Source organism: Enterococcus sp. C65 (assembly GCF_040887165.1).
Lineage (GTDB): Bacteria > Bacillota > Bacilli > Lactobacillales > Enterococcaceae > Enterococcus_B > Enterococcus_B hirae.
On record NZ_JBFOFG010000003.1, the window covers coordinates 242,932 to 257,570 of the forward strand.

11 protein-coding genes are annotated in these 14,639 nt (G+C 35.0%); all 11 read left to right on the plus strand.

Translation table 11 applies throughout. The features are described 5' to 3' along the window. Nucleotides 1–27 precede the first annotated feature (27 nt). On the plus strand, nucleotides 28–1,137 hold the full coding sequence (pdhA, locus tag AB3I12_RS04755) for a pyruvate dehydrogenase (acetyl-transferring) E1 component subunit alpha (protein ID WP_010719372.1): 1,110 nt from the start codon (nucleotides 28–30) through the stop codon (nucleotides 1,135–1,137). 2 nt (nucleotides 1,138–1,139) lie between these two features. Then, nucleotides 1,140–2,117 (plus strand): alpha-ketoacid dehydrogenase subunit beta, encoded by a 978-nt coding sequence (locus AB3I12_RS04760; protein WP_010737448.1) that lies wholly within the window; start codon nucleotides 1,140–1,142, stop codon nucleotides 2,115–2,117. Between the two features lie 26 nt (nucleotides 2,118–2,143). After that, complete coding sequence (locus AB3I12_RS04765) at nucleotides 2,144–3,781, plus strand: dihydrolipoyllysine-residue acetyltransferase (protein WP_063627006.1); 1,638 nt, start codon at nucleotides 2,144–2,146, stop codon at nucleotides 3,779–3,781. Between the two features lie 7 nt (nucleotides 3,782–3,788). Then, nucleotides 3,789–5,195 carry a dihydrolipoyl dehydrogenase gene (lpdA, locus tag AB3I12_RS04770; protein WP_010719369.1) on the plus strand — a complete coding sequence of 469 codons (1,407 nt, stop codon included), beginning with the start codon at nucleotides 3,789–3,791 and terminating at the stop codon, nucleotides 5,193–5,195. A 338-nt stretch (nucleotides 5,196–5,533) separates the two neighbouring features. Continuing rightward, nucleotides 5,534–8,755: a hypothetical protein gene (locus tag AB3I12_RS04775; RefSeq protein WP_231105537.1), complete on the plus strand. Its 3,222-nt coding sequence runs from the start codon at nucleotides 5,534–5,536 to the stop codon at nucleotides 8,753–8,755. A 403-nt stretch (nucleotides 8,756–9,158) separates the two neighbouring features. After that, nucleotides 9,159–9,692: a hypothetical protein gene (locus AB3I12_RS04780; RefSeq protein WP_081129106.1), complete on the plus strand. Its 534-nt coding sequence runs from the start codon at nucleotides 9,159–9,161 to the stop codon at nucleotides 9,690–9,692. Between the two features lie 386 nt (nucleotides 9,693–10,078). Continuing rightward, complete coding sequence (locus AB3I12_RS04785) at nucleotides 10,079–10,384, plus strand: hypothetical protein (protein WP_063627010.1); 306 nt, start codon at nucleotides 10,079–10,081, stop codon at nucleotides 10,382–10,384. A gap of 3 nt (nucleotides 10,385–10,387) precedes the next feature. Further along, nucleotides 10,388–11,377 carry a hypothetical protein gene (locus tag AB3I12_RS04790; protein ID WP_063627013.1) on the plus strand — a complete coding sequence of 330 codons (990 nt, stop codon included), beginning with the start codon at nucleotides 10,388–10,390 and terminating at the stop codon, nucleotides 11,375–11,377. 479 nt (nucleotides 11,378–11,856) lie between these two features. Beyond that, the gene (locus AB3I12_RS04795; protein WP_155727567.1) at nucleotides 11,857–12,381 is read left to right on the plus strand and encodes a hypothetical protein; all 525 of its coding nucleotides are present in this window, start codon (nucleotides 11,857–11,859) and stop codon (nucleotides 12,379–12,381) included. Between the two features lie 659 nt (nucleotides 12,382–13,040). Beyond that, a complete protein-coding gene (locus AB3I12_RS04800; protein ID WP_063627017.1) occupies nucleotides 13,041–13,535 on the plus strand; it encodes a hypothetical protein in 495 nt (164 codons plus the stop codon). Between the two features lie 119 nt (nucleotides 13,536–13,654). Further along, complete coding sequence (locus AB3I12_RS04805) at nucleotides 13,655–14,554, plus strand: hypothetical protein (RefSeq protein ID WP_063627019.1); 900 nt, start codon at nucleotides 13,655–13,657, stop codon at nucleotides 14,552–14,554. The last annotated feature ends 85 nt before the right edge of the window (nucleotides 14,555–14,639 follow it).

Genomic DNA, 14,639 nt, shown 5'->3' on the forward strand with positions numbered 1-14,639 from the left:
TATATGATGAGAGAGGAATGTGTACAAATGGCAAAAAAGAAATTACCACTAGACTTTAATGCGTTATTAGATGAAGTCAATTCAGATTTTCCAGTATACCAAGCGCTTGACCAAAATGGTAAAGTAGTAAACCCTGATCTTGTTCCTGATTTATCAGATGAACAATTAGTAGAATTAATGACTAGCATGGTTTGGTCTCGTGTATTAGACCAACGCTCAACAGCTTTAAACCGTCAAGGGCGTCTAGGATTCTTTGCACCAACAGCTGGTCAAGAAGCTAGCCAACTTGCAAGTGCATTTGCTTTTGAAAAAGAAGACGTATTACTTCCTGGTTACCGTGATGTCCCCCAATTAGTAAAACATGGATTGCCTTTAGCACAAGCTTTCTTATGGTCACGAGGACATGCGGCAGGGAATTTTTATCCAGAAGAATTGAAAGCTCTACCACCACAAATCATTATTGGTGCGCAGTACATCCAAGCGGCTGGTGTGGCTTTAGGATTGAAAAAACGAAACAAAAAAAATGTGGTCTTCACTTATACAGGTGACGGCGGCTCTTCTCAAGGTGATTTTTATGAAGCAATCAACTTTGCTGGAGCTTATCATGCAAATGCTGTATTTTATATTCAAAACAATGGCTTTGCAATCTCAACACCTCGTGAAAAACAAACAGCTGCTAAAACATTAGCGCAAAAAGCTGTGGCAGCCGGGATTCCAGGGATCCAAGTAGATGGTATGGATCCATTAGCAGTTTATACAGTATCTAAAATGGCACGTGATTGGGCAATCAACGGGAATGGTCCAGTCTTGATTGAGACATTGACTTACCGTTATGGTCCGCATACTTTATCAGGAGATGACCCAACTCGTTACCGTTCAAAAGAAACAGATGACGAATGGCAGAAAAAAGATCCATTGATCCGTTTCCGTAACTACCTAACAGAAAAAGGTCTATGGTCAGAAGAAAAAGAAGAACAAGTAATTGAACAAACAAAAGAGGAAATCAAAGCAGCGATTGCTGAAGCAGATAAGATTCCAAAACAAAAAGTTTCTGATTTCTTAAAAAATATGTTTGAAGTGGCACCACAATCAATTAAAGAACAAATTGCAATCTATGAAGCGAAGGAGTCGAAATAATCATGGCACAAAAAACAATGATTCAAGCAATCACAGATGCCCTAGCACTTGAACTTGAAAATGATGAGAACGTAATCGTTTTTGGTGAAGATGTTGGGAAAAACGGTGGAGTTTTCCGTGCAACGGAAGGATTGCAAGAAAAATTTGGCGAAGAACGCGTTTTCGATACCCCATTAGCTGAATCAGGGATTGCTGGTATGAGTTTTGGGTTAGCTTTAGAAGGTTTTCGTCCAGTACCTGAAATTCAGTTCTTTGGATTTATTTTTGAAGCCATGGATGAAGTAGTCGCACAAATGGCACGTACAAGATATCGAATGGGTGGGACTAGAAATCTACCGATCACGATTCGTTCACCATTTGGTGGTGGGGTTCACACACCAGAACTTCATTCAGATAACTTAGAAGGATTGATTGCTCAATCTCCAGGAATTCGCGTAGTCATTCCATCAAATCCTTATGATGCAAAAGGATTATTGATCTCTTCTATCCGCAGCAATGACCCAGTTGTATTTTTGGAACATATGAAACTTTATCGTTCATTCCGTGAAGAAGTTCCAGATGAAGCTTATGAAGTACCATTGGACAAAGCGGCAATTACTCGTGAAGGAACAGACGTTTCAATCATTACCTATGGCGCAATGGTTCGTGAAGCGATCAAAGCAGCTGACAATCTTGCGAAAGAGGATATTTCAGTAGAAGTCGTTGACCTAAGAACAGTCGCACCGCTAGATATTGACACAATCATTCAATCAGTTGAGAAAACTGGTCGTGTGGTAGTCGTTCAAGAAGCGCAACGACAAGCAGGTGTAAGTGCCCAAGTGATTGCTGAAATCTCAGAACGTGCGATCCTTTCATTAGAAGCACCAATTGGACGTGTAGCAGCACCAGATACTGTTTTTCCATTTGGACAAGCTGAAAACATCTGGTTACCAAATGCGGCTGATATTGAAGCAAAAGTCAAAGAAATTGCAGAATTCTAAGAAATAAGAAGGGACGTAAGTAAATCATGGCATACCAATTTAAATTACCTGACATTGGTGAAGGAATCGCAGAAGGCGAAATCGTCAAATGGTTTGTCAAGCCAGGCGATACCATCAATGAGGATGATACGTTATTAGAAGTTCAAAATGATAAATCAGTAGAAGAAATTCCATCCCCAGTTACTGGGACAGTGAAAAACGTCATCGTACCTGAAGGAACAGTCGCGAATGTTGGCGATGTACTGGTAGAAATCGATGCACCAGGACATGAAGACAACGAAACAAGTGGCGATGCTGGAGTAGCAGCGAAAGAGCAAACACCTGAACATCCAGCTGCTGAACCAACTGAAGCTAGTGCCGATGGTGGGGTCTTTGAATTTAAATTACCCGATATTGGTGAAGGAATCGCAGAAGGTGAAATCGTTAAATGGTTTGTGAAACCAGGCGATACCATCAATGAAGATGACACATTGTTAGAAGTACAAAACGATAAATCGGTAGAAGAAATCCCGTCACCAGTGACTGGAACGGTTAAAAACATCTTGGTATCAGAAGGAACAGTTGCAACTGTTGGTGATGTATTAGTAGAAATCGATGCACCAGGACATAATAGTGCGCCTTCTACTACATCAGAAAAAACAGCTGAATCAACTGATGCTAAAGTAGAAACTTCTGGTTCAGCATCAGTAGCTGAGGCAGCTGATCCTAACAAACGTGTTTTGGCTATGCCATCAGTTCGACAATTTGCTCGTGAAAAAGACGTGGATATCACACAAGTCACTGCAACTGGTAAAGGTGGACGTGTGACAAAAGAAGATATTGAAAGCTATCTATCAGGTGGGCATGCGAGTCAAACAGCATCAGCTGAACCAGCTGCACCTGCGACAGAAAAAGCGGTTGAAGCGAAAGCTGAAAGCAAGCCAGCAGCACCAGCAAAAGCGTTCAAATCTAATTTAGGTGAATTGGAAGAACGTGTAGCAATGACACCGACACGTAAAGCGATTGCTAAAGCAATGGTCAATAGCAAGCAAACAGCGCCACATGTTACTTTACATGACGAAGTAGAGGTTTCTAAACTTTGGGATAATCGTAAGAGATTTAAAGAAGTGGCAGCTGCGAATGGGACAAAATTGACTTTCTTGCCATACGTGGTAAAAGCATTAACTGCTACTGTGAAGAAATTCCCTATTTTGAATGCGTCAATTGATGATGCGAACCAAGAAATCGTTTATAAAAATTACTATAACATCGGAATCGCAACTGATACAGATCATGGCTTGTATGTACCAAATGTAAAAGATGCAGACCGTAAAGGGATGTTTGCGATTGCGGATGAAATCAATGAAAAAGCAAAACTAGCTCATGAAGGTAAATTAGCAGCTGAAGATATGCGAAATGGCACTATTACGATCAGTAATATTGGTTCTGTAGGTGGTGGCTGGTTTACACCAGTAATCAACTACCCTGAAGTAGCAATTTTAGGTGTGGGAACAATTGCACAACAACCGATCGTTAATGGTGAAGGTGAAATCGTTGTTGGACGAGTGATGAAACTTTCCTTAAGCTTTGATCACCGTATCGTAGACGGAGCAACAGCTCAACAAGCAATGAACAATATCAAACGACTTTTAGCTGATCCTGAGTTATTGATGATGGAAGGATGATAAACAAATGGTAGTTGGAGATTTTGCTGTAGAATTAGACACAGTTGTAATCGGTGCGGGACCTGGTGGCTATGTTGCTGCCATCCGTGCTGCTGAAATGGGACAAAAAGTGGCAATCATTGAAAGAGAATACATCGGTGGTGTTTGTTTAAACGTTGGTTGTATTCCTTCAAAAGCGCTGATTGCTGCAGGACATCATTATCAAGAATCTCTTGATTCAACTTTATTCGGTGTCACGAGTGAAAATGTCACACTTGATTTTGCAAAAACACAAGACTGGAAAGAAAATAAAGTAGTGAAAACACTGACTTCTGGTGTTGGCTTCTTATTGAAAAAACACAAGGTAGAAACAATCGAAGGCGAAGCATTCTTCGTCGATGATCATACATTGCGTGTGATCCATCCCGATTCTGCTCAAACGTATTCTTTCAATAACGCAATCATTGCCACTGGCTCCCGTCCGATCGAAATCCCAGGATTCAAGTTTGGCGGACGTGTACTTGACTCAACAGGCGGCTTAGCTCTAAAAGAAGTACCAAAAAAATTCGTCATTATTGGTGGCGGAGTTATTGGAGCAGAATTAGGTGGAGCCTATGCTAACTTAGGTGCTGAGGTAACGATTCTTGAAGGTTCTCCTCAAATTTTACCTACCTATGAAAAAGATATGGTGAAATTAGTGGAAGACGACTTCAAGAAAAAAGGTGTGACAATCGTAACCAATGCAATGGCGAAAGAAGCTGTTGATAATGGGGACAGTGTGACAGTCAAATATACTGTTGACGGTAAAGAAGAAACAGTGACAGCAGATTATGTTATGGTAACAGTTGGCCGTCGTCCAAATACTGACGATATGGGATTAGAACAAGCGGGTGTCGAAGTCGGTGAACGTGGATTGATTCCAGTGGATCAACAAGGGCGTACGAACGTGCCAAACATTTTTGCAATTGGGGATATCGTACCAGGTGCTGCTTTAGCGCATAAAGCAAGTTATGAAGCAAAAATTGCTGCAGAAGCTATCTCAGGTAAGAAAGTAGCAGTTGACTATAAAGCAATGCCTGCGGTTGCCTTTACAGATCCAGAATTAGCTTCTGTTGGGATGACGATCAAAGAAGCAAAAGAAGCTGGTATTGAAGCTACTGCATATAAATTTCCGTTTTCAGGAAATGGACGGGCGTTATCGCTTGCAAAAACAGAAGGTTTTATCCGTTTAGTGACGACCAATGAAGACAATGTCATCATTGGAGCGCAAATCGGTGGTGTAGGTGCTAGTGATATGGTTTCTGAGCTTGCTTTAGCCATTGAATCAGGAATGAATGCCGAAGATATTGCGTTAACGATCCATCCACATCCATCGCTAGGTGAAATTACGATGGATGCTGCTGAACTCGCTTTAGGTTTACCAATCCATATTTAATTTAGCAATTGGGATATTTTATCCGAACTGTTTCAAAAAAAGTATGGATGCTGGCGATAGTTGCCAGGTTAAAAACATCTTTTTGACAAATTGAATTGATACATGATCGATGAAACATCAAAGTTAGCAAAAACTGCTAGCTTTGATGTTTTTTTTGTAGTCTTTTCAAAACCTCTTTTTCTGAAAAAAGAAAAAAGAAAGTCAAGCTTTTTGAAAGAGGGTGTTAGAATAAATGTGGTAAAAGCAATCAGATCAGCATATTTCTATATCAATGATTTAACTAGCGGAACTAGTTGTTTACTAATTAATTTTTAATCACTTTAAAGGAGATTGACTTTGTGAGAAAAGAAACGATTAAAACATTTCAAGGAGACTGTCATGAGAATGAAAAGAATAATGAAATTGGCGGTCCTAACAATTCAATTAAAAAGAGAAATGAAAGGATTATAGAAGCATACCAAACAGAAAATACATCGATAGCAGGACTTGCTGAGCGATTTGGAGTATCAAAGAGAACCATTGGAAATGTAACACACAGTCTAAAAGAGCAAAATCTGCAACAGCAAAGCTTAACGAATGAGACAACTAAAGAAAAGGAAGAGAGCAATAATCAAAATATCGAAGCATATTTAGCAGGAGACTTGTGGGTAAGTAAACTTGTTAATAAATTTAACGGATCAGCGAGAACCATTTTGATGAAAATAAAGAAAGCAAGAGAACAGAAGGAAGAGATGCAATATAAAACATCGTCAGAAAATGAAATTTTACAGTTAGATAGAAATAGTTTTGAGCAAAGGGAAGAGTTAGTGAAGCAACAAGAGCTGATTTCAGAAGTTCTTCTAAAAGATGAGCTGGAACAGGTACATCCTGCTCAGCCAAGGTCTTTAGAGGACAAAGTCATTTCATTAAGAAAACAAAAAAGTGTTGATCATGACAGCCAGTCAAAAAAATACAATCTCAATGACAGTTCAAGCAGAAAAAGAAAGATGCAAGAAAATAAGGACCCAGAAAAGTTTTCACTATCGGCGTTCCCAATTGATAAAAATAGTTTGAAAACATCGAGTGTGAAACCTAAGAAGCCAAAGAAATCTCATGTACTTCATGAAGTAGAAGAATATTCACCCAAACTATCACAAATAAGCAAACAAATACATACAACAGAGAATGAGCATTTAATTGATGAGAACCAACAGGATAAACTTCAAGGGATCGGTCCTCAACAAAATAAAAACTTTTCTTCATCACTTCCTTTACCAAATAAATTGGAGGAAGCAACAAGTAGTGAGAATCATATCTTCAATAGCAAACAAGTGCAAGTAACTGGAAGTCATCTAAGAGAAAACCAAGAGGAACACCCAATTTTATCAGAGACAGAAGGTGAATTTGGAAATAGCTTGTTCGATAGTTTATCTGATTTTGACTATTCAAATGAGTCCAATGAAGAACGTTCGTTTTTTCAAAATTCAGCAAATTTATCCGATGAATTGTCAAATCATAATCTCACGACAGAAAAAATAGTGGAAGCATTAATGGAATTTGACGAGACGTTAGACTCAGGAAAAAATCTAGTGGACTATGTGAACGGATCGAATGAACTTCCAAAACAATCTAATAATGATTTATTCGAAGATTTATCAAATGATAGTCTCACGACAGACGAAATAGTGGAAGCATTAATGGAATTTGACGAGACGCTAGACTCAGCAAAAAATCTAGTGGACTATGTGAACGGATCGAATGAACTTCCAAAACAATCTAATAATGATTTATTCGAAAATTTATCAAATGATAGTCTCACGACAGACGAAATAGTGGAAGCGTTAATGGAAATTGATGAGACGTTAGACTCAGGAAAAAATCTAGTGGACTATGTGAACGGATCGAATGAACTACCAAAACAATCTAATAACGATTTATTCGATGATTCATCAAATGATAGTCTCACGACAGACGAAATAGTGGAAGCGTTAACGGAAGTTGATGAGACGTTAGACTCAGGAAAAAATCTAGTGGACTATGTGAACGGATCGAATGAACTTCCAAAACAATCTAATAATGATTTATTCGAAGATTCATCAAATGATAATCTCACGACAGAGGAAAAAGTGGAAGCGTTAATGGAAGTTGATGAGACGTTAGACTCAGGAAAAAATCTAGTGGACTATGTGAACGGATCGAATGAACTTCCAAAACAATCTAATAATGATTTATTCGATGATTCATCAAATGATAGTCTCATGACAGAAGAAATAACGGAAATATTAATGAGATTTGATGAGACATTAAACTCAGGAAAAAAACCAATGAAGTATGTAATGGAATTAAGTGAACGTCAAGAATCGAACAAATTATTCGATGAATCGTCAAATAGTCAACAGGTAGAATATCCTATAATGGAACAAACAATGGCAGGAAAAACAGTTAATCAGCCTGGTTCGGAAAATAATCAAGTAAACTTTATAGAGGATCAGAATCAGGAATATCTGATTGATGAAGAAAAACATCCCCAGAATCCGCATAACATACATAATGATAGGGGCACAGGTGAGTTTATACAAAAGAAACAGGATAAGAGTATAAAAAATTCAGAAAACACCCTAGTGAATAAGCCAATCAAACAAACCGATAAGCAGCCTATTCCTCAAACGGGGCATACTCTTTCTATTCTTCCACAAAATGTCACTAAGAATGATTATTTAAAATATATTCAACTATATCAATCCATTCAATCAGTTATCACAAGAGAGACATTTTGTAACCTATTGAAATTGTCAAATGATAAATTTCAAAAGTTGCTTAAAGATGAAGATGTTGTTCCCGATCAGTCAACAAATGGTGAATCAGAATATCTAGAGAATAATAGGAATACGTACTCGAAAGACTATAAATTAGAAATGGTCCTGTTGTATCTCAATTCTCAACATCCTTACGAATCTCTAGCGCAATTTTGTGGGGAGAAAGAAATATACCCTGCTCTCTTTAAATCATGGCTAAGAGATTATAAAAATGAGAAGTTAACTCGCAAAACAATATCGACTATCGAAGAGTTGATGGGTAGAGAACAAACTGGAGAAAATCTGGATTGTACTGATGAAGTGAAGGTAGCCTGTGTACTTTTAAGTAGAGTTTGCTCAATGAAGAAGAGAGAATTATGTAACAAATTGAATATCAGTGATGGGGGGTTAAGACATTGGGAATCTAAATACGACCGGACACATAGAAATGAGCAGAGCAAAAAAATAACAACTCTCCAAGAATTAGAAAATAGGAATCTAAATTTAGGGAAACTGAATTGTAATGAGGAAGTCAAAAGAGAATGTGTTCTTTTATTAAATAAAAAAAACAGGAATGAAATATGTGAAAAGTATCATTTGAACATTAAAACATTTTATGGTTGGACCATTAAATATAAACAACTACTTAATGGTACAGAAAAAAAATCAAAAAAACGCCAAACCTTTTCATCGAATGTCGGCAAGGCAAAAATTACAGCAGCAGACAATAATGCGAAGATAGTTCATGAACAAGGGAAGAGTCCAAATTTATTTTTGAGAAATTAAAGGATTCAATAAAATTCTAGCCAGTTAATCACAAGTAAAATTGGAATGAACATTAGATACAATGAAAATAAACCGACAAATTATGTTGACCAAGTCCAATGAATTAATCTTGGTCGAACATTTTTTTCTCAAAAGAAGAAAAAGTGAATTATTTGTTAGAACATTCGATGTTAAAATAGATAAATAATAAATGAATAAAAAAGGATATGATTATGGAAAAGAAGTCAAATTCCTTAGATTGCATTATATGAACGTTTATAAGTCCCTGATAGTATTTTTAGCGGCTGGACAAAAGCTATGGTTAAGTTGTTATTAAACAGAAACTCACAAAGACGGTAAACTTGTTTTATAAATATTGAATACAACAAAGATTTAGCAGCTACGTTAGAAAGAAAGGTCGGGAATGATGAGTAAAAGAGAAGAAGGGGTTTATGTTGACCCTCATACAAAAGATGTCAGGTGCCATTCTCAATGGGACGATATTAGAAAAATCATCAACAAGAATCAAATGAACTATTTCAATCATCTATCAAAACTCTTTGAAAAAAAGCCGTTAATTTATTTTGAAATTGAAAAAAAAATGATGGATAAACAGAATATTAAAGGTATCTCTTTATTGGTTTTGTTAAAAAGGGAAGGAAAAGGTCTGGCATCCAGCGAATTATTTTATCCACCATTGAAAAATATTCGAGAGATTATGATAAAAGGATTAATGAAGGAATGTAGACAACAGGCATTCATTCAATTGAATGAAAAATACCAACAAAATGGGCATAGAATTGTTGAAATCACAGACCCATACTTTATATCATCTGACAATAAAGAAGAAAAACGTGATCTAGTGGGGATAAGAGAACATCTGAAGAAGGAGTTCGCAAAATATCCTAAAGAAGAACAAAGTGTAAAAATAGAGGAGAATCGAGATAATCGCTTTTAGCTCTTTGTCCAGCCGGATAAGGTTAGTTAATAAATATCAAAATTAGGCTTTTTACAACTAATGTTGGTAAAGAGAAATCTTAGAATAATTAGGACAGAAAGAAGAAAAATTCCTTTTTGTCCTTTTTATTAGCTATAGATTGTTAGGTTTAGAGTATTTAAGGTATCTTTGATAAGTTGAGTATAAGACAGCTTGAATCCTTTTATGACTTGGTCAGTCAAATTCATTCTAAATGGTTTCGAGGTGTCTTTTCTTATTTTTACCTTTTTTTCTGAAAAATAAAAAAGCAATTGGATCGACACATTTCGATATCAATTATTTGATTGTTTAGCGGAAGTAGTTATTTACTAATTTAATGTTAAATTACTTTAAAGGAGAGTGACCCTATGAAAAATGAAACGATTGTAATCCCTCAAGAGGGCTATCATGTAGGTGATGAGAATGAGGAAATAAAAGGTTCGAATGATTTAAACGAGGCAAATGAAGATCATCGTTTGCTTCACCAAGACTCGGGCAATTTATTCAACCCTATATTAAAGGATAAACTTCCGATAGCTCAAACAGTGGAAGTGTCAGACAATACAGTTCACACAAAAAGAAAACAAATGTTTGATGAGCAGGAATCAGTTAATCTTCAAGGATGGGACGAATTATATAATCCGCTGTTAAATGGCAATTATACGATAGAGTAAGCAGTGAAAGTGTTAGGTGATATATATGAACCAAAAAGAATACGAATATCTGATGAGGCGAAATCAAATGAACATCAAGAACAATCTGATCCTCATAATCGAAATATAAGTGACTTTACAGAAAAGGAAATACAAGATAAGCGTACGAAAAGTTCCAAAAACATCCCAGTGGCTCAGGCAATCAAACAAATTGATAAGCAGCCTATTTCTCAAACGGCGCACTCTCTTGAGCTTGCTCTACCAAAAAAAGTCAATAAAACATATCCTAAAGTGGATTACGTTCAACTATATCAATCCATTCAATCAGTTATCACAAGAGAGACATTTTGTGACATATTGGAATTATCAATTGATACATTTCAAAAGTTGCTTGAATATGAAGAGGTTGTCCCCGATCAGTCAGCCAATAGTGAATCAGAACATATAGATAAAAAAGAGAAGTTAACTCATAAAATAATATCGACTATCGAAGAGTTGAGGAGTAGGGAAAAAACTGAGGAGAATCTGAATTGTACTAATAAGGTTAAGGAAGCTTGTGTACTTTTATGGAGAAGTGAACGATTAACGCAGAAAGAATTGTGTGACAAATTGAACATTTCTGATGGGAATTTAAGAAGATGGAATTATAGATACGATCAAGCGCTTGGAAATAAAAACATAATAACAACTCTCGAAGATTTAAAAAATAGGGAGCTAGGGCCAGGGAATTTGTCTTGTCCAGCTGAAGTTAAAGCAGCGTGCGTTCGTTTACTTAAGAATAAAGAAATGACTAAAAAGCAAATATGTGAATATTATCGTTTGGTTCCGAAAACGTTGCATAATTGGACTAAAAATTATGATCTTTTACTAAAAGAAATAGAAATAAAATCACAAGGACTTCAAACTTTTTCAGCAAGTATTGGAAATGCTAAAATTACGGCTACAGAAAGTAATATAAGGATAGAACATAAACAAGATACGAGTCCAAATTTAATTTTTGGCGGAAGGACGTAATAAAATTCTAACAGGATAATCATTAGTAAAATCGAATAAACCTTAGAAAAAAATAAAACAAACAAAAAATTATTCAGAAAAAGACCAAGAATTTGATTTTGATCGAACATTTTTTTCTAAAAAGAAGAAAAAGTGAATTATTTGTTAGAACATTCGATGTTAAAATAGAGAAACAATAAATGTATTAAAAAGGAATTGATTATGGAAAATAAGTGAAATGCCTGAGAGTGGATGTATAGACGTTTGTACATAAGTGGTAGTGTTTCTGATAATTGAATAAAATGATCTGAGCAAGTGCTGTTGAACAGAATCTTACAAAAACAGTAAACTTATTTATTAACGGAACATACTAAAGATACAGCAGCCAAAATAATGAATGGAGATTTATTGCCAATAATAATGACTTGAATTTATTCGTTAGAAAAAGATTCAATAAAAATGAATCAAGTCAAATATAATAAAAAGAAAGGTCGGAAATGATGAGTCAAAGAGAAGAAGGCACTCAGGTACCTCCTAATATAGACGATATCAATCGTCTTCCACAACGGAACGATATTATGAAAATTATCAAAAAGAATCAAATGAACTATTTCAACCATCTATCAGATCTCTTTGAAAAAAATCCGTTAGCGTATTTTGAAATTGAAAAGACCATTATGGATAAATACGAAATTAAAGGTATTTCTTTATTGCTTTTGTTAAAGCGAGAAGGAAAAGGGCTTGCTTTCAGCGAATTATTTTATCCGCCATTGAAAAATATTCGAGATTTTATGATAGCAAGATTAATGAAGGAATGTAGACAACAGGCGTTCATTCAATTGAATGAGAAATACCATCAAAATGGGCATAAAAATGCTGAAATTACTGGTCAATATATTAGTCAAACACTTTGTGATAAAGAAGAAAAACATGATTTAATGGCAATAAGAGAACGTTTGCAGAAGGGTTTCGTAGCATCTCATACAGAAGAACAACGTGTAAAAACAGAAGATAAATCGAGATAATTATAGCTCTTAGTTCTTTATCAAATCTAATAAGATTTCTAATAAACATCAAAATTAGTAACTTCAACTAGTTTTGATGTTTTTTGCTTCACATTAAAAGTATGTTCTTTCAGCATTTCTTGTAGTAACTAGGAAAAAGTAGCGTTTTCTCAATCATAGTTAGTTGGTATCTCTTTGTGGTAACAATAAGCTGAAATTCATGGGGAAAGTAAATGATCCACGACTTCATTTGCTGTTGAATAGTGCTATAAAAAATTCCGCATAATAACCTACAACACTCCATTATACTAAAAATTTTTCATATACAGTGTTGTAATATGAACATAATTTTCAAAAAAAAAAATAAAAGGGCTCTCATTGTAACCGATTTCATGATAAGCTTTTTTTATAAAAAAGTTAATGAACTTATCTAGCTTAATTGGCAATAATTTTAGACTACGGTGATAGAATATGAAAATTGGAGAAAAAAGAGAAAACATCAAAACAATTTGCACACGCACTTATCTAGTTTGAATGATAAGATCTCGGTTACAACACAGAAAATTCAAATCAATCAGATGAGCGATGCTCTACAAACCACAAATAAAAAATGATATAAAAGTAAAAAGTATTGAGAGGGACGTTAGAGAGTTATGTAAAAAAAGAAATGGGGTAAAAAGATGAAGTTTACTCAAATACAAAAAATTCATGTAAATCCAAATGTTGGCAATGTGAATCGACATAATGACTATCGAACAATCCAACGTATATTTGAGAAAAGTGCATACAATTATTATATTCATTTAACAGATTTATTTGAGAGAGAACCATTGAGGTATGCTGAAATTGAAAATATTATATATGAAAAATATAAAATCGAAGGTCCTTCTTTATTAGATGCGCTAAAAAGAGAAGGAAAAGGGTTCCAACGCAGTGAATTATTATGTGCAAATGAAGGTTTTAGAAAAAGTGTCATCAGTGCGTTGTTTATAGAATGCCAAAAAGAATCTAGAATGGAAATTATTGCCAATTATTATAAAAATGGGAATGATATTGTAGAAACGACATTCCCTGATTTTAGTCGTCTAATAGGCGAAAATAATCGCAGAGAAAAAGAAGCATTCGAACAAAGAGAAAAAAAGAATAGAAGTAAAGCGATTGAACGCGATACATAAAGGTTTATCTCATAATAAGAAAATAAATGTAATTGATACTCGGAGCATCTCTCAGTCTATACTTAATGTAGAACTAAATAGATAGCAATTATTAATATTTTGTAGGAGGTAGTCAACAGATGAATAAAGAAGATAATAAACTAACAAAATCTTTTTTACTTAGGCCAGACAAAGATCTTCAAACTTTTGCACATTCAAATAAGATTAGTACCAAAAGTATGAAACAAATATTAGAAGAAAAGCTAAAATTTCCATGGGAAAGATTAACCGATTATTTACCAGAGCTATTAGAAAAATCAAGCTATCATTGTATCGTTGAAAAAATTTTGAGTGAACATTCAGAGTTTGGTAAAGTTGTTCCTCTCAGTGAAGAGGCCAATAGGGAAATAAGCATTATTATGAATAAAATAGGAATTTCTGAACAATCTCAGTTCAGTGAAATTTTACCCAAAGCAATTTTAGAAAATCCAATAAGTTTGGAGAGTTTTTCTGAAAATTTAGAAAAATATGTTTCTTCGTCTGAATTTACGATGTATATTAATGCAGCAGAGATTCCAAGTACTATATCATCAGAAGAGATACTTAGCGATAATATAATAAATTTTGAACTAAACAAAACGATTCAAAAATACAATGAACTAGCTGTTAATGGAGGAAATATCATTACTAAACGAGATGTTAAAAGCACCTTACTTCATTATTTAAGTAGAAAGGATAATGAATCATATAGGCCTAAGGTCGATACAGAAGTACTTATTGAAGTTGTTGTCAAAGCATTGCCACATTGTCATTATATTAAAAATTCGTCTTTATCCTCTCAAAATTGGTTCTATAAGATTTTTTTAGAAAATGAAGGGAATTCTAAATTTGCTGAGCTACAGAAGGGGATGTTTAAATTAATTTCAAAAGATGAAACATACACTGCCACTAAAATAAATGAACAATATCGGATAAATCATAGTTTTGCTAATGAAGCGTCTATGAGCTCGTTAAATATACCTGAACATGAAGGACGTTAGTTTCATATGAAATCCCTTAGGAAAAGTAAAAATGTTAGATCTTTTCCTCTTATCTTAATAAATAAACCTACGTCACCGACAGAAT

Coding starts and splice junctions, on each gene's coding strand:
- AB3I12_RS04805 (WP_063627019.1), top strand. CDS start 13,655: ATGAATAAAGAAGATAATAAACTAACAAAATCTTTTTTACTTAGGCCA.
- AB3I12_RS04795 (WP_155727567.1), top strand. CDS start 11,857: ATGAGTCAAAGAGAAGAAGGCACTCAGGTACCTCCTAATATAGACGAT.
- AB3I12_RS04760 (WP_010737448.1), top strand. CDS start 1,140: ATGGCACAAAAAACAATGATTCAAGCAATCACAGATGCCCTAGCACTT.
- AB3I12_RS04800 (WP_063627017.1), top strand. CDS start 13,041: ATGAAGTTTACTCAAATACAAAAAATTCATGTAAATCCAAATGTTGGC.
- AB3I12_RS04780 (WP_081129106.1), top strand. CDS start 9,159: ATGATGAGTAAAAGAGAAGAAGGGGTTTATGTTGACCCTCATACAAAA.
- lpdA (WP_010719369.1), top strand. CDS start 3,789: ATGGTAGTTGGAGATTTTGCTGTAGAATTAGACACAGTTGTAATCGGT.
- AB3I12_RS04785 (WP_063627010.1), top strand. CDS start 10,079: ATGAAAAATGAAACGATTGTAATCCCTCAAGAGGGCTATCATGTAGGT.
- pdhA (WP_010719372.1), top strand. CDS start 28: ATGGCAAAAAAGAAATTACCACTAGACTTTAATGCGTTATTAGATGAA.
- AB3I12_RS04765 (WP_063627006.1), top strand. CDS start 2,144: ATGGCATACCAATTTAAATTACCTGACATTGGTGAAGGAATCGCAGAA.